We start from the raw sequence: 15,067 nt of genomic DNA on the forward strand, positions 1-15,067 counted from the left end.
CCTTGTGGCGTTACCGCAGATCGGTAAAATGTCACACACCATATAAGGGAGTTCCTTCATGGCCCACGAGCATGCCCCGGCGCACCGTGCCCACCCCTGGCACGGCATCATGGTCGCCACCACCCTGCCCCTGCGCGACGACCGGTCCGTCGACCTCGACGCGTACGCGGAGCACGTGGCCTGGCTGATCGCCAACGGGTGTGACGGGGTCGTCCCGAACGGCTCCCTCGGTGAGTACCAGACCCTGACCGACGAGGAGCGCGGCCAGGTCGTCCGTACCGCCGTCGAGGCCGCGGGTGACGGGGCACGCGTCATGCCCGGCGTCTCCGCGTACGGCAGCGCCGAGTCCCGCCGCTGGGCCGAGCAGGCCGCCGAGGCCGGGGCCGGGTCCGTCCTGCTCCTGCCGCCGAACGCCTACCGCGCCGACGAGCGGGCCGTACGCGCCCACTACGCCGAGGTCGCCGCCGTCGGCCTGCCCGTCGTCGCCTACAACAACCCGCTCGACACCAAGGTCGACCTCACCCCCGACCTGCTGGCGCGCCTGCACGGCGACGGCAGCATCGTCGCCGTCAAGGAGTTCAGCGGCGACGTCCGCAGGGCGTACGAGATCGCCGAACTCGCCCCGGATCTCGACCTCCTGATCGGCGCCGACGACGTCCTCCTGGAGCTGGCGCTCGCCGGTGCGGTCGGCTGGATCGCCGGCTACCCGAACGCCCTGCCCCGCAGCTGCGCCACGCTCTACCGGGCCGCCGTCGCCGGCGATCTCGGCACCGCGCTCCCGCTCTACAAGTCGCTCCACCCGCTCCTGCGCTGGGACTCCAAGGTCGAGTTCGTCCAGGCGATCAAGCTCTCCATGGACCTCGCCGGACGGCACGGAGGCGCCACCCGGCCGCCCCGTCCGCCGCTGACGCCCGGGCAGGACGCCGTCGTGCGCGCCGCCACCGGGAAGGCCCTCGCCGAGGGGCATGCGTGAGCGCTTGAACGCAATTGCGTCTCACCCCATCTCCGCCTCGCCCCACCCCGCCGGGAACCGACCTCCGTCCTTCCGTCCTTCCGTCCGTACGTCCGAAAGGGACCCCATGCGTACGCGCCATGTCTTCCATGCCGTCGACTCGCACACCGAGGGCATGCCCACGCGCGTGATCACCGGCGGTGTCGGGGTCATTCCCGGCGCCACGATGGCCGAGCGCCGGCTGCACTTCATCGAGCACCTCGACCATCTCCGTACGCTCCTGATGTTCGAGCCGCGCGGGCACGCCGCGATGAGCGGGGCGATCCTCCAGCCGCCCACCCGGCCGGACGCGGACTACGGCGTGCTGTACATCGAGGTGTCCGGGCTGCTGCCGATGTGCGGTCACGGCACCATCGGCGTCGCGACCGTGCTCGTCGAGACCGGGATGGTGCCGGTCGTCGAGCCGGTCACCACCGTCCGCCTCGACACCCCGGCCGGGCTCGTCAGCGTCGACGTCCAGGTCGAGGACGGCGTCGCGAAGGCGGTCACGCTCACCAACGTGCCCGCGTTCTCCGTCGGGCTCGACCTCAAGACGGAGGTGCCCGGGCTCGGCACCGTCACCTACGACCTCGCCTACGGCGGCAACTTCTACGCCTTCGTCGAACTCGACTCCCTGGGCCTGCCGTTCGACCGCGACCGCAAGGACGACCTCCTCGCCGCGGGACTCGCCGTCATGGACTCGATCAACGCCGGCCCCGACCGGCCCGTCCACCCCCTGGACCCGGCCTTCGCCGGAGTGAAGCACGTCTATCTGGCCGCGCCCGGCTCGGACGCGACCCGCTCGCGGCACGCGATGGCCATCCACCCGGGCTGGTTCGACCGTTCCCCCTGCGGCACCGGGACCAGCGCCCGCATGGCCCAGCTGCACGCCCGCGGTGAACTCCCGCTCGACACCGACTTCGTCAACGAGTCCTTCATCGGTACGGAGTTCACCGGCCGACTCGTCGGCGAGACCGAGGTGGGAGGGATGCCCGCGGTCGTGCCCACGGTCACCGGCCGGGCCTGGATCACCGGCACCGCGCAGTACTTCCTCGACCCGGACGACCCCTTCCCCGCCGGGTTCCTCCTCTGACCTCCCCTGCGCCCCTGAGTGACCTCACCCGTGCGGGTCGGCAGAGAAACGTGACATTGTACGATGCTCCTCCGTGACTTCTCGGAGGGCGCACGATGGGTGACCTGAAACAGTACGGCCTCGTGAGGGCGCAGGAGCGCCTTCGCGACCAGGTCGGGCACGCCCTCCGGGCCGCCCTGATAGCGGGCGAACTCCGCCCCGGTCAGGTGTACTCGGCCCCCGGGCTCGCCGCCGACCTCGGCGTCTCCGCGACCCCGGTCCGCGAGGCGATGCTCGACCTGGCCCGCGAGGGTCTGGTCGAGCCCGTACGCAACAAGGGCTTCCGCATCACCGAGGTCAGCGAGCGTGACCTCGACCAGTTCACCGAACTGCGGACGCTGATCGAGGTCCCCACCATCGGCCGCGTCACGCGGAAGGCCACCAGGGAAGAGCTGGAGGAACTCCGGCCGGTCGCCGAGGAGATCGTCTCCCGCGCCAGGGAGCACGACCTCATCGGCTATCTGGAGGCCGACCGCCGCTTCCATCTCGCCCTGCTCGCCCTGTCCGGAAACGATCGCCTGGTCGAGACGGTCGGGGACCTGCGCAAGCGCTCCCGCCTCTACGGCCTCACCGGCCTGGACGAGGCGGGCAAGCTCGTCTCCTCCGCCGAGGAACACCTCGAACTCCTCGACCTGATGCTGGCCGGCGACGCCCGGGGCGCCGAGGACTGCATGCGCCGCCACCTCGGTCATGTGCGCTCCCTCTGGGCCGACGCCCACGACGAACCGGCCGGGCGGGCGACGGCCGTCTAGTGCAGGTGGCACGGCGCTCTCCCGCCCGGTGAACGACCTACGGGAGAGCACCAACTCGGCTTTGCCCAGCGGGATTACGGAAAGTCTGGACACCGACTGGGCGATCTATATGCTGACGCCATGCATTCCGCCGCTTCGACGCCCGCGAACGCCGCCACCACGTCCCGCACTCCCGGCCCTGCCGTACCCGCCCCTGCCACCGCCTCGCGGCTGGCCGGCGTGGCGTCGTCGCCGGTACGGGACATCCTGGCGCTCACCGCGCGCCCCGAGGTGATCTCCTTCGCCGGCGGGCTGCCCGCCCCCGAGCTGTTCGACGTCGTGGGGATCCGAGCGGCGTACGACCGCGTCCTGGCCGAAATCCCGCGACAGGCCCTCCAGTACTCGACCACCGAGGGCGACCCGGAGCTGCGCACCGCCGTCGCGGCCCGGCTCACGGACCGCGACCTGCCCACCGACCCCGACGACCTGCTGATCACCACCGGCTCCCAGCAGGCCCTCACCCTCCTCACGACGGCCCTCGTCGAACCCGGTGGCGTGGTCCTCGTCGAGGACCCCTGCTACCTCGCGGCCCTCCAGACCTTCGCCTTCGCCGGCGCCCGAGTCGTCCCCGTACCCACCGACGACCAGGGCATCATCCCCGCCGCACTGGAGGAGATCGCGGCGCGCGAGAAGGCCACCCTCCTCTACATCATCCCCACCTTCCAGAACCCGACGGGCCGCACGCTCCCCGCCGAGCGCCGCGCCGCCGTCGCCGAAGCCGCCGCGCGGCACGGATTCTGGATCGTCGAGGACGACCCGTACGGCGAACTCCGCTACGACGGCGACCGCGTTCCCGCCATCGCCGCCGACCCCACGGCCGCCGACCGGACCGTCCTGCTCGGCTCCTTCTCCAAGGTGATGGCCCCCGGGCTCCGGCTCGGCTTCCTGCGCGCCCCCGCCGGGCTGCGCCGCGCGTGCGTGATCGCGAAGCAGGCCGCCGACCTGCACACCTCCTCCATCGACCAGGCCGCGGCCGCGCGCTATCTGCGCGACAGCGACCTCGACGCGCACGTCGCGGGGATGCGGGCCGCGTACCAGGAGCGCAGGGACGCCATGCTCGAAGGCCTGCCGGCCGCACTGCCCGAGGGGAGTCGCTGGAACCGGCCGGAGGGCGGCATGTTCATCTGGGTCAACCTCCCCGACGGCCACGACGCGACGGCGCTCCTCAAGACCGCCGTCGGCCACGAGGTGGCGTACGTGCCGGGGGCGCCGTTCTTCTCGGGAGAGCCGGACCCGGGCGCGGTGCGGCTGTCGTTCACCACGCACTCGGCCGAGGAGATCAGGGAAGGGCTGCGCAGGCTGGCGAAGACCTTCGCCTGAGCACCGCCCGCTTCCCGGGAGGCCATGACCTCGTGTCGTTGTTGGGCCGAACGGGTGAGGAGCGGGAGGATGTGCGCATGAGTAGGTACGAGAGCTACGACGTCACCGACGAACAGTGGGAGGGCCTCGCCCAGGTCCTGCCCCTGCGCGGCCGTGACGAATGGCCGTCCAGGGTCGACCACCGCACGATCCCCGAGCAGTACGAGTCCGTCGAGCAGCGCCGCATGATCGTGCTGCGGGTCCAGGTGTTCGCCGACGCCCGTGAGGTCGCCGAGTACCTCATCGCCCAGATCCCGGTGCTCCTGGATCTGACGAGCGCCGACGCCGATGTCGCCAAGCGCATCCTCGACTTCAGCAGCGGGGTCGTCTTCGGCCTCGGCAGCGGGATGCACCGCGTCGACCGGAACGTTTTCCTTCTCGCCCCCGCCGGTACGGAGGTCGAGGGCGCGGAGGGCGGCGACGGGGAGGAGGTCGTGGGCGGCCGGTCCGCGGGCGTCCCCCGTTCGTAGGAAGGTCATCTGGACGTAACGGTTCGTCACGGAGCGGGCTGCGTACGGTCCGGGCATGGACCTCACCGGCGGCAGCACGCTCGCCCGCACGCCACACGCGTCCCCCTCCGACGCCATCCCCACCCAGGACCGCTCCTCCGAACCCCGCCCCTCCGGAGTTCACCCTTCCGAAGTCCGTACCTCAGAAGCCCGTAGCTCTGGAGTCCATCCCTCCGGAGTCCATCCTTCCGGAGTCCGGCCCTCCGGCGTCAGGCCCTCCGGCGGTCGCGGGGGCCGGGGCGAGGGCGGGCCGGGGTGTGCCCGGCCGGTCGTCACCGAGCTGCGGCTGTCCGCGTTCGCCGGCCACCGCGGCGCCGTCCACGCGCTCGGGCCGGTCACCCTCTTCGCCGGGCCCAGCGGAAGCGGCAAGTCCACCATGCTCCGGGCGTACGAGGCACTGGCCCGGCTCGGCGCGGGCGACTCCCTCGACGAGGTCTTCCCCGACGCCGCCGACTGCGTCCCCGAACGCGCCCGGCCCGACGCCCAGGGCCGCCGCGGATTCCGGATCGGATGCACGGTCGACGGGCCGGCCGGCCCGGTCCACCTCGACCTCGCCGTCCAGGCCGAGCCCCGGCTCCGCATCGTCGGCGAACGGCTCACCGGCCGGGGCCGCACCCTCCTCGCCACAGCCCTGCGCGACCCGAGCCGCAGCACCGTCCAGGCCGAGTGGCACACGGCCGGCGCCACCCCCGTCACCCGGGCACCCCTCCCCGACGACCTGCTCGGTACGGCCCTGCTGCCGCTGCGCGTCGCGGGCAAGACCCCCGGACAGCTGGAGGTCCTGGCCGCCGCCGAGCAACTGGTCATCGGGCTGCGGTCCGTCTTCCCCTGCGACCCCCGGCCCTCAGGGATGCGGGCCCCCGTCCTCCCCGGCGAAGGGCGGTTGCGGCGCGACTGCGCCAACCTCGCAGAGGTCCTGCACCGCACCCACACGGACTGCCCGCGCAGACACCACCGGCTCGCGGCCATGGCGGGTGCCGGCTGCGTGGGACCCGTCACGGGGCTCGGCGTGCGGGACCTCCCCGACGGCACCGTCCGCGCCGTCCTCGAAAGGGGCGGTCGCTCCGCGACCCCGCTCGGCCGTCTCGCCGACGGCGAACTGCGCTACCTGGCCCTGGCGCTCACGCTGCTCACGGGCCCCGGTGTGCTGGCGATGGACCGGATCGCCGAGGTGCCGGACGCCATGCAGAGCCTGACGCTCCTCACCGACGGCCTGGACCGGGGGCTCGATGGGCGCCAGCTGCGCGAACTGCTGCGCCTCGCCGTGTCCATCGTCGCCGACGGGCACATCCGGGTCGCTGGGACGGTGGGGGAGCGGGGGGTGGGGGAGGCACGGCGGACGTCCGGGGTGACGGTGGTAGACCTGGGCGTGTGACGGAGACGGACACGGCGACGGAGACGGAGTACGAGACGGTGGACGGCGAGACGATGGGCAAGGGCGAGGCGGGTCATGACGTGGCGGCGCTTCAGCGCAGGCTGGCCGAGTTCGCGGCCGCCCGTGACTGGCAGCCGTTCCACACCCCCAAGAACCTGGCGGCGGCGCTCAGCGTGGAGGCGTCCGAACTCCTGGAGATCTTCCAGTGGTTGACCCCTGAGCAGGCGGAACGGGTGATGGACGAACCCGAGTCGGCGCACCGCGTCGCGGACGAGGTGGCCGACGTGCTCGCCTATCTGCTGCAGTTCTGCGAGGTGCTCGGGGTCGATCCCCTGGTGGCGCTCGCGGCGAAGATCGACAGGAACGAGGTCCGATTCCCCGTCCGGCGGCGGGACGGAGGGGGTGTCGGCGGGGGTGCCGACGGGGTCGAGACGGGAGATCGTCACTCTTCGGAGTGATCGACTTTTCCCCATCGAGCCTACTGTCCACAGATTTCCGAATTCCCCTGGTGTTGGGGCTCAGTCGGCCTCACTCTGGGTAGTGGAATGAGTGGGCGGTAAGTCGTACGAACGGGGGCGGCGTTGATGGAAGCAGAGCGGCTCATCGCGGCCGGGCGGCACGCGTTGGCGGGGAGCGGGACAGCACAGGACATCGTGGCGGAGGCCTGGCAGGCGCAGGCGCTCGCCCAGGCGATAGGAAGTCATCTCGCGCTCTGCGGGCCGATGGAACTGCGCGGCGAGGCACGGGGGTTGAGCGAGATCGGGGAGTACCCGGCGTGGGGGGCCGGTGGGCCGCGTGCGGCGCAGTTGACCGAGGTCGGCGATCCGGTCGCGGCGCTGACGGCGCTCGGGGCGCTGCTCGGGGAGGTGGGGATCGCGCTCGTCGGGGTGGCCTGCGCCACCGACGAGGAGGGGCTCTACTGGCAGTGCATCGAGGCCATCGACGCGGTCGACGAGTCGAACGACAGGGTGGGCGGGATGCTCCGGCGGCTCGCGGTGCGCGACGACCGGGAGCGGGCCCGCCCGCCCGACCCGGCCCGAGGCCGGGCGGGCCCCGGGCCGGGTCAGGTGTGAGCGGCGGACGGCGATCGGCCGGGGGCGGTGCGGCGGTCGCGGTGGTTCTAGAAGAGGGGCCGCGGGCCGCCGGTGGTCGGGCGGTGGTCGGGCCCGTGGCCGGTGTTCTCGCGGTGCTCGGTGTCGTCGTGCTGGGAGCCGTGGTTCTCGGGTCCCTGGCCCTCGGTGCCGCGGCGGTCGGTCCCGAGGGGATCGGAGCCCTCGCGCTCGGAGCCGTCGTGCTCGGAGTGGTCGTGCTCGGAGTGGTCGCGTTCGGCGCCGGGGTGTGGGGGCTCCGGGTCCAGGCGGTCGGCCGTGGACTGGATGTCGGCGTCGAGCTGGGAGAGGTCGGCGGAGAGTGCCGCCATCAGCTCCTCCATCTGCTGGAGCAGGCCCTTGGGGGCGCCGGCGTCCTTCTGCTCGGGCACGGACGGCGGCGCGGACTTCTCGGGCACGGCCCGCTCCGGCGCGGCTTCCTGGGACATGGCGGCCTCCTCGGCCCGGACCCCGCCGCCGTCGGCGGGGACACGAGAGAGAGCGACGCACCGGCAGCGGCCGCCGGCACGCGGGCCGGGCGGTCCGGCTCCGCCCGAGCCAACGACGGGTCCCCGGCCACGGTCACTGGCCAGGTCGGACGGGGCCCGCCACGGGGCCGGATATTCACCCGACCGGGCCGGAGCCGCCCGCGAGCTGACGGAGAGGTTGACACGCACCCGACGGTGCAGGATGGAGGCATGGATCTCCGCATCTTCACCGAACCCCAGCAAGGGGCCGACTACGACACCCTCCTCGCGGTGGCCCGGGCCACCGAGGAGCTCGGATTCGACGCCTTCTTCCGCTCGGACCACTACCTCAGCATGGGCTCGTCCGACGGGCTTCCCGGCCCGACGGACGCCTGGATCACCCTGGCGGGTCTGGCCCGGGAGACGAAGCGGATCCGTCTCGGCACCCTGATGACCGCCGGTACGTTCCGGCTGCCGGGAGTCCTGGCCATCCAGGTCGCTCAGGTCGACCGGATGTCCGGCGGCCGGGTCGAACTGGGCCTGGGCGCAGGCTGGTTCGAGGAGGAGCACAAGGCCTACGGCATTCCGTTCCCGAAGGAGAAGTTCGGCCGGCTGGAGGAGCAGCTGGCGATCGTCACCGGCCTGTGGGAGACCGAGCTCGGCAAGACGTTCTCGTACGAGGGGGAGTACTACCGACTCGCCGACTCGCCCGCGCTGCCGAAGCCCGCGCAGGACAGGATCCCGGTGCTGATCGGCGGGCACGGCGCGAGCCGTACGCCGAGGCTGGCCGCGCGGTACGCGGACGAGTTCAACATCCCCTTCGCCTCGCTGGAGGACAGCGAGCGGCAGTTCGGCCGGGTCCGGGCGGCGGCGGAGGCGGTGGGCCGGCCGGCCGACGCCCTCGTGTACTCCAACGCGCTGGTCGTCTGCGTCGGCAAGGACGACGCGGAGGTGGCCCGGCGGGCCGCCGCCATCGGGCGGGACGTGGACGAGCTCAAGGCGAACGGTCTCGCGGGCTCGCCCGCCGAGGTCGTCGACAAGATCGGGCGGTACGAGGCCATCGGCTCCTCCCGGGTCTACCTCCAGGTCCTCGACCTCGACGACCTGGACCACCTGGAGCTGATCTCCGCGCGGGTCCAGTCGCAGCTGGGATGAGCGGGGCGAGCCGATGAAGCCGGTCCGTACGCTCGCCGAGGCCCTGCGGGCGGGGCCGCTCGTCCTCGACGGCGGGCTGTCCAACCAGTTGGAGGCGCAGGGCTGCGACCTCTCGGACGCGCTCTGGTCCGCGCGGCTCCTTGCCGACGGCCCCGAGCAGATCGAGGCGGCGCACGCGGCGTACGTACGGGCCGGCGCCCGGGTGGTCACCACCGCCTCCTACCAGGCCACCTTCGAGGGCTTCGCCCGGCGGGGGGTGAGCCGGGCCGGGACGGCGCGGCTCCTCGGCCGGAGCGTGGAGCTCGCCAGGGAGGCGGCGGAGCGGGTCGGGGCGGAGATCTGGGTCGCCGCGTCCGTCGGGCCGTACGGCGCGATGCTCGCGGACGGGAGCGAGTACCGGGGACGGTACGGGCTGTCCGTGCGGGAGCTCGAACGGTTCCACCGGCCCCGGGCCGAGGCGCTCGCCGCGGCCGGGCCCGATGTCCTGGCCCTGGAGACGGTGCCGGACGTGGACGAGGCGGAGGCGCTGCTGCGGGCGGTCGACGGGTGCGGGGTGCCCGTGTGGCTCTCGTACACGGTCGAGGGAGGGCGGACCAGGGCGGGGCAGGAGCTCGCGGAGGCCTTCGCGGTCGCCGCCGGGAACGACCAGGTCGTGGCGGTGGGGATCAACTGCTGCGACCCGGAGGAGGCGGGGTCCGCCGTGGAGCTCGCCGCCGCCGTGACCGGGAAACCGGCCGTGGTCTACCCGAACAGCGGGGAGCGGTGGGACGCCGCGGCCCGGGGCTGGCGTGGCGACGGCACCTTCGACCCGTCCCGGGCCACCGCCTGGGCGGAGGCCGGGGCCCGGCTGATCGGTGGCTGCTGCCGCGTCGGTCCGTCGCTCGTCGCCGCGCTGGCCGGGGCCCTCGCCCCCGGGGCGGGCGGGCCGCCGCAGTAGGCGGCGGGCGGCCCGGGCGCGCGGAAAATGCCTGGTAGGGAGGGCGGGGCGCGCTCATACTCGGGCATGTGTTCCTGACAATCAGTACGACCGGCACCCCGGAGCGACCCGCGACCGATCTCGGATTTCTGCTGCACAAGCATCCCGAGCGGGCGCAGGCGTTCTCGACCTCGCACGGCACCGCGCATGTCCTCTACCCCGAGGCGAGCGCCGAGCGGTGCACCGCGGCACTCCTCCTGGAGGTGGATCCCGTGGCGCTGGTGCGCCGCGGCAAGGGCAAGGGCCGGGGCGGCGCCCCCGACGCCGCGCTCGCGCAGTACGTGAACGACCGGCCCTACGCGGCGTCCTCGCTGCTGGCCGTGGCGCTCGCCAGGGTCTTCAAGACCGCGCTGCACGGCGTGTGCCAGGCGATGCCCGAGCGGGCCGCCGCTCCGCTGCCGCTGCGGATCGAGGTCCCGGCGCTCCCCGCGAGGGGCGGCGCCGGCCTCGTGCGCGCCCTCTTCGAGCCGCTCGGCTGGAGCGCGGTGGAGGTCGAACCGGTCGCGCTGGACGGGGAGTTCCCCGAGTGGGGCGACTCCCGGTACGTGCGGCTGGTGCTCGAAGGCGAGCTGCGGCTCGCCGACGCGCTCAACCAGCTGTACGTCCTGCTGCCCGTCCTCGACGACGCCAAGCACTACTGGGTCGCGCCCGACGAGGTCGACAAGCTGCTGCGCGCCGGGGACGGCTGGCTGGCCGGGCACCCGGAGCGGAAGCTGATCACCGCGCGCTACCTCTCGCGCCGCTGGGGGCTGGCCCGGGAGGCGACGGAACGCCTTGAGCTGGTACGGCTCGCCGAGGCCGAGGGGCTCGACGTCGAGGACGTCGACAACGCCGTGGACGAGTCCACCGACACGGAGGAGCGGCCGGTGCCGCTCGCCGAGCAGCGGCGGGACGCGATCCTCGCCGCGCTCGACAGCGCCGGCGCGGCCCGGGTGCTCGATCTCGGCTGCGGACAGGGCCAGTTGGTACAGGCCCTGCTCAAGGACGTCCGGTTCACCGAGATCGTCGGGGTCGACGTGTCCGTCCGGGCGCTGACCGTCGCCGCGCGCCGGCTGCGGCTCGACCGGATGGGGGAGCGGCAGGCCGCCCGGGTCACGCTGCTCCAGGGCTCGCTCGCGTACACCGACAAGCGGCTCGCCGGCTACGACGCGGCCGTGCTCAGCGAGGTGATCGAGCACCTGGACCTGCCGAGGCTGCCCGCGCTCGCCTACGCGGTGTTCGGCGCGGCCCGGCCCCGTACGGTCCTCGTGACCACGCCGAACGTCGAGTACAACGTGCGCTGGGAGTCGCTGCCCGCCGGACACGTCCGGCACGGCGACCACCGCTTCGAATGGACCCGGGAGGAGTTCCGGGACTGGGCGGCCGGAGTCGCCGGATCGTACGGGTACGGCGTGGAGTTCGTTCCCGTCGGACCGGACGACCCCGAGGTCGGGTCCCCCACGCAGATGGCCGTCTTCACCCGCACCGACGAGACCTTGAAGGAGGTCACGGCATGACCACCCGCACCCTGCCCGTCACCGACCTGTCCCTCGTGGTCCTCGTCGGTGCCACCGGCTCCGGCAAGTCGACCTTCGCCCGGCGCCACTTCAAGCCGACCGAGATCGTCTCCTCCGACTTCTGCCGGGGGCTCGTCGCCGACGACGAGAACGACCAGTCCGCGAGCAAGGACGCCTTCGACGTCCTCCACTACATCGCCGGCAAGCGCCTCGCGGCGGGACGGCTGACCGTCGTCGACGCGACCAACGTGCAGCAGGAGGCCCGCCGTCAGCTCGTCCGGCTGGCACGGGAGCACGACGTGCTGCCGATCGCGATCGTGCTCGATCTGCCCGAGGAGGTGTGCCGCACGCGGAACGCCGGCCGTCCCGACCGCGCCGACATGCCCGCGCACGTCATCCAGCGCCACCGTCGCGAGCTGCGCCGCTCGCTGCGCGGACTGGAGCGCGAGGGCTTCCGCAAGGTGCACGTCCTGCGTTCGGTGGAGGAGGTCGAGGAAGCCGAGGTCGTGCTGGAGCGCCGCTACAACGACCTGCGCCACCTCACCGGACCCTTCGACATCATCGGTGACATCCACGGCTGCCGGTCCGAGCTCGACACCCTGCTCGCCCGGCTCGGCTATGTGGACGGCCACCACCCCGAAGGGCGTACGGCCGTCTTCGTCGGCGACCTCGTCGACCGCGGCCCCGACTCGCCGGGCGTCCTGCGGCGGGTCATGGCCATGGTGGCCTCCGGCGACGCCCTGTGCGTCCCCGGCAACCACGAGAACAAGCTCGGCCGCTGGCTGAAGGGCAAGAAGGTCCAGCAGACGCACGGACTCGCCGAGACGATCGAGCAGCTGGAGGGCGAGAGCGAGGAGTTCCGCGCCCAGGTCGCCCGGTTCATCGACGGGCTCGTCAGCCACTACGTCCTCGACGGCGGTGCCCTCGTCGTCTGCCACGCCGGCCTGCCGGAGAAGTACCACGGCCGCACTTCCGGCCGGGTGCGTTCGCACGCGCTGTACGGGGACACCACCGGGGAGACCGACGAGTTCGGGCTGCCGGTGCGTTACCCGTGGGCGGAGGACTACCGGGGCCGGGCCGCCGTCGTGTACGGCCACACGCCCGTACCGAACACCTCCTGGGTCAACAACACCATCTGCCTCGACACGGGGGCCGTCTTCGGCGGGAGGATGACCGCGCTGCGCTGGCCGGAGCGCGAACTCGTCGACGTACCGGCCGAGCGTGTCTGGTACGAGCCGGCCCGGCCGCTCGCGACCGAGGCGCCCGGCGGGCACGAGGGACGCCCCCTGGACCTGGCCGACGTGCACGGCCGGCGGATCGTGGAGACCCGGCACCTCGGCAACGTCGCCGTGAGGGAGGAGAACGCGGCGGCGGCCCTGGAGGTCATGAGCCGCTTCGCCGTCGACCCGCGGCTGCTCGCCTACCTGCCGCCGACCATGGCCCCGACCGCCACCTCGCGCGCCGAGGGGTACCTGGAGCACCCGGCCGAGGCCTTCGCCCAGTACCGGGCGGACGGCGTCGAGCGGGTCGTGTGCGAGGAGAAGCACATGGGCTCCCGGGCCGTGGCCCTGGTCTGCCGGGACGAGAAGGCGGCCCAGGAGCGCTTCGGCGTCACCGGGGTGACGGGCGCCCTGCACACCCGTACCGGACGCCCGTTCTTCACGGAGTCCGTCAGCGGCTCCGCCGCGGGTCAAAACGTCACCGAGCAGGTCCTCGACCGGCTGCGGACCGCGATCGGCGCCGCCGGGCTGTGGGACGAGCTCGACACGGACTGGCTCCTCCTCGACGGCGAGCTGATGCCGTGGTCGCTCAAGTCGGCCGGGCTGCTCCGCTCGCAGTACGCGGCGGTCGGCGCCGCCTCGGGCGCCGTCCTCCCCGGGGCGATCGACGCCCTGGAGCGGGCGGTGGCGCGCGGTGTCGAGGGGCTCGGCGGGCTCCTCGACAAGCAGCGGGAGAGGGAGGTGGACGCGGCCGCGTTCACCGAGGCGTACCGCAGGTACTGCTGGCCGACCCAGGGCCTGGAGGGCGTGCGGTTCGCGCCCTTCCAGCTCCTCGCGGCGCGTGGACGCTCGCTCGCGGCCGTCCCGCACGGCGAGCAGCTGGCCTGGCTCGACCGGCTGGTGGAGCACGACCCGACCGGGCTGCTCCAGGTCACCCGCAGGCTGGTCGTCGACACCGGCGACGAGGCCTCGGTCCGCGCGGGCACCGACTGGTGGCTGGAGCTGACCGGAGCCGGCGGCGAGGGCATGGTCGTCAAGCCGCTGGCCGCGCTCGTCCGTGACGCCAAGGGGCGCCTCGGGCAGCCGGGCGTGAAGGTGCGCGGCCGGGAGTACCTGCGGATCATCTACGGCCCCGAGTACACCCGCCCGGAGAACCTGGAGCGGCTGCGGCAGCGCTTCCTCGGCCACAAGCGGTCGCTGGCGTTGCGCGAGTACGCGCTCGGCCTGGAGGCGCTGGACCGGCTCGCCGAGGGGGAACCGCTCTGGCGGGTCCACGAGGCCGTCTTCGCGGTCCTCGCGCTGGAGTCGGAGCCGGTCGACCCGAGGCTCTGATCCGGGGACCCCGGGCCGCCGCCGGACGCGGCGGCCCGAGGGCCGGGGAGCCGGGGGCTCCGGGGGCTCCGGCTCCCAGGAGCTTCCCACGGGCGTCCGGGGGGATTCCGCGGGAGTTCAGTGCAGCTTCGGCACGGCTTCCCCGGCGGTTCCGTGATTCTTTCGTGCCGCTCCGACGGGGGGCGCAGGGGTGCCGGGAACGGCGCTCCCCTGCGCCCCCCGTGCTCGTTGACGTTGTCGTTCCGCACCTCTAGCGTTCTTCACCCCACGAGGTGACACAGTGTCAACAATGTGACGGGGCACACCACATGAGGTGTGAACACACGCGCGAACGGCGCCGGTCGGTGATCGGTGAGCGGCCTTCCCCGAAGGCCCGCGGACGGTACGGGGGTGAGCGGGTGATGAGTCTCTTCGGGCAGGACCGCTCCTTCCTGCACGCCCTCCCGGCGGCCGACCGCCGCTCCCTCATCGCCGAGGGAGCCCGCCGCTCCTACGAGCCGGGCGAGGTGATGATCCGCGAGCACGACACCAGCGCCTATGTCCTCGCGCTGCTCTCCGGCTGGTCCGTCGTCTCCGTCGGCACCGAGCGCGGCTCCCGGCTCATCCTCGCCCTGCGCGGGGCCGGCGAGGTCGTCGGCGACCTCGCCGCCGTCGACCTGCGCCCGCGCAGCGCCACCGTCACCGCGCTCGGCGCGGTCGAGGCGGTGGCCGTCTCCGGCGACCGTTTCCGCCGCTTCCTCGCCGCCCGGCCGCACGCCACCTCGCTGATCATGCGCCAGCTCGCCACGCGGCTGCGCAGCGCCGACGTCGAACGCCGCGCGCTCGCCTCCGAGACCGTCCTCCAGCGCCTCGCGGCCCGCCTCGTCGAACTGGCGGAACGCGCCGGCCGACCCGCCGACGCAGGGACCGTACTCCAACTCCCGCTGCCCCAGCACGATCTGGCGGCGGCCATCGGAGCCACCCGGGAAGCGGTGGCCAAGGCGCTGCGCCTGCTGCGGGAACAGGACGTCGTCCGCACCGCGAACCGCACCGTCATCGTCATCGACATGCGGGTCCTCGTGCTGCTCGCGGAGGGGCGCGCACGCCCCCGCGCGGAACAGGCGGACGAATCTCCGCCGGATGTGTAAACGGCTACATCGCAGGTCGCCGAGTGCGGCCAGGCTGGACGTCACACCA

At 73.2% G+C, this 15,067-nt stretch carries 14 protein-coding genes; 13 read left to right on the forward strand and 1 reads right to left on the reverse strand.

Annotated features, from left to right (window positions below; translation table 11 throughout):
- Positions 1-58: 58 nt before the first annotated feature.
- The 8 genes from SGA01_RS08900 to SGA01_RS08935 all read left to right on the forward strand — a co-directional run bounded on the left by SGA01_RS08900 (position 59) and on the right by SGA01_RS08935 (position 7,230).
- Positions 59-973, forward strand: coding sequence for a dihydrodipicolinate synthase family protein (locus tag SGA01_RS08900; protein WP_141295010.1), 915 nt, complete (start codon positions 59-61; stop codon positions 971-973).
- 106 nt (positions 974-1,079) lie between these two features.
- Positions 1,080-2,084, forward strand: coding sequence for a proline racemase family protein (locus tag SGA01_RS08905; RefSeq protein ID WP_141295012.1), 1,005 nt, complete (start codon positions 1,080-1,082; stop codon positions 2,082-2,084).
- 95 nt (positions 2,085-2,179) lie between these two features.
- Positions 2,180-2,875, forward strand: coding sequence for a GntR family transcriptional regulator (locus SGA01_RS08910; protein ID WP_141295014.1), 696 nt, complete (start codon positions 2,180-2,182; stop codon positions 2,873-2,875).
- A 120-nt stretch (positions 2,876-2,995) separates the two neighbouring features.
- A complete protein-coding gene (locus SGA01_RS08915; protein WP_174867235.1) occupies positions 2,996-4,234 on the forward strand; it encodes an aminotransferase-like domain-containing protein in 1,239 nt (412 codons plus the stop codon).
- Positions 4,235-4,311: 77 nt separating this feature from the next.
- Positions 4,312-4,743, forward strand: a complete 432-nt coding sequence (locus SGA01_RS08920; RefSeq protein WP_141295016.1) for a cell division protein SepF — start codon at positions 4,312-4,314, stop codon at positions 4,741-4,743.
- Positions 4,744-4,798: 55 nt separating this feature from the next.
- A complete protein-coding gene (locus SGA01_RS08925; protein WP_141295018.1) occupies positions 4,799-6,157 on the forward strand; it encodes an AAA family ATPase in 1,359 nt (452 codons plus the stop codon).
- A 53-nt stretch (positions 6,158-6,210) separates the two neighbouring features.
- Positions 6,211-6,615 carry a nucleotide pyrophosphohydrolase gene (locus tag SGA01_RS08930; protein ID WP_141295362.1) on the forward strand — a complete coding sequence of 135 codons (405 nt, stop codon included), beginning with the start codon at positions 6,211-6,213 and terminating at the stop codon, positions 6,613-6,615.
- A 126-nt stretch (positions 6,616-6,741) separates the two neighbouring features.
- A complete protein-coding gene (locus tag SGA01_RS08935; protein ID WP_141295020.1) occupies positions 6,742-7,230 on the forward strand; it encodes a DUF6099 family protein in 489 nt (162 codons plus the stop codon).
- Between the two features lie 47 nt (positions 7,231-7,277).
- Here SGA01_RS08935 and SGA01_RS08940 read toward each other — a convergent pair whose 3' ends face one another.
- Complete coding sequence (locus tag SGA01_RS08940; protein WP_141295022.1) at positions 7,278-7,694, reverse strand: hypothetical protein; 417 nt, start codon at positions 7,692-7,694, stop codon at positions 7,278-7,280.
- Positions 7,695-7,943: 249 nt separating this feature from the next.
- Between SGA01_RS08940 and SGA01_RS08945 the strand changes: the two genes are divergently transcribed.
- The 5 genes from SGA01_RS08945 to SGA01_RS08965 all read left to right on the forward strand — a co-directional run bounded on the left by SGA01_RS08945 (position 7,944) and on the right by SGA01_RS08965 (position 15,018).
- Complete coding sequence (locus SGA01_RS08945) at positions 7,944-8,867, forward strand: LLM class F420-dependent oxidoreductase (RefSeq protein WP_141295024.1); 924 nt, start codon at positions 7,944-7,946, stop codon at positions 8,865-8,867.
- Positions 8,868-8,880: 13 nt separating this feature from the next.
- Positions 8,881-9,804 carry a homocysteine S-methyltransferase gene (gene mmuM / locus SGA01_RS08950; RefSeq protein ID WP_141295026.1) on the forward strand — a complete coding sequence of 308 codons (924 nt, stop codon included), beginning with the start codon at positions 8,881-8,883 and terminating at the stop codon, positions 9,802-9,804.
- 68 nt (positions 9,805-9,872) lie between these two features.
- On the forward strand, positions 9,873-11,339 hold the full coding sequence (locus tag SGA01_RS08955) for a 3' terminal RNA ribose 2'-O-methyltransferase Hen1 (protein WP_141295028.1): 1,467 nt from the start codon (positions 9,873-9,875) through the stop codon (positions 11,337-11,339).
- Entirely contained in the window at positions 11,336-13,891 is a 2,556-nt protein-coding gene (locus SGA01_RS08960; protein ID WP_141295030.1) for a polynucleotide kinase-phosphatase, read from the forward strand. Before SGA01_RS08955 ends, SGA01_RS08960 begins: the two co-directional genes overlap by 4 nt.
- 401 nt (positions 13,892-14,292) lie before the next feature.
- Positions 14,293-15,018: a Crp/Fnr family transcriptional regulator gene (locus tag SGA01_RS08965; RefSeq protein WP_141295032.1), complete on the forward strand. Its 726-nt coding sequence runs from the start codon at positions 14,293-14,295 to the stop codon at positions 15,016-15,018.
- Positions 15,019-15,067: the final 49 nt, after the last annotated feature.

Source organism: Streptomyces gardneri, assembly GCF_006539185.1.
Lineage (GTDB): Bacteria > Actinomycetota > Actinomycetes > Streptomycetales > Streptomycetaceae > Streptomyces > Streptomyces gardneri.

Coding starts and splice junctions, on each gene's coding strand:
- SGA01_RS08905 (WP_141295012.1), top strand. CDS start 1,080: ATGCGTACGCGCCATGTCTTCCATGCCGTCGACTCGCACACCGAGGGC.
- SGA01_RS08920 (WP_141295016.1), top strand. CDS start 4,312: ATGAGTAGGTACGAGAGCTACGACGTCACCGACGAACAGTGGGAGGGC.
- SGA01_RS08900 (WP_141295010.1), top strand. CDS start 59: ATGGCCCACGAGCATGCCCCGGCGCACCGTGCCCACCCCTGGCACGGC.
- SGA01_RS08915 (WP_174867235.1), top strand. CDS start 2,996: ATGCATTCCGCCGCTTCGACGCCCGCGAACGCCGCCACCACGTCCCGC.
- mmuM (WP_141295026.1), top strand. CDS start 8,881: ATGAAGCCGGTCCGTACGCTCGCCGAGGCCCTGCGGGCGGGGCCGCTC.
- SGA01_RS08960 (WP_141295030.1), top strand. CDS start 11,336: ATGACCACCCGCACCCTGCCCGTCACCGACCTGTCCCTCGTGGTCCTC.
- SGA01_RS08945 (WP_141295024.1), top strand. CDS start 7,944: ATGGATCTCCGCATCTTCACCGAACCCCAGCAAGGGGCCGACTACGAC.
- SGA01_RS08910 (WP_141295014.1), top strand. CDS start 2,180: ATGGGTGACCTGAAACAGTACGGCCTCGTGAGGGCGCAGGAGCGCCTT.
- SGA01_RS08935 (WP_141295020.1), top strand. CDS start 6,742: ATGGAAGCAGAGCGGCTCATCGCGGCCGGGCGGCACGCGTTGGCGGGG.
- SGA01_RS08940 (WP_141295022.1), bottom strand. CDS start 7,694: ATGTCCCAGGAAGCCGCGCCGGAGCGGGCCGTGCCCGAGAAGTCCGCG.
- SGA01_RS08925 (WP_141295018.1), top strand. CDS start 4,799: ATGGACCTCACCGGCGGCAGCACGCTCGCCCGCACGCCACACGCGTCC.
- SGA01_RS08965 (WP_141295032.1), top strand. CDS start 14,293: ATGAGTCTCTTCGGGCAGGACCGCTCCTTCCTGCACGCCCTCCCGGCG.
- SGA01_RS08930 (WP_141295362.1), top strand. CDS start 6,211: ATGGGCAAGGGCGAGGCGGGTCATGACGTGGCGGCGCTTCAGCGCAGG.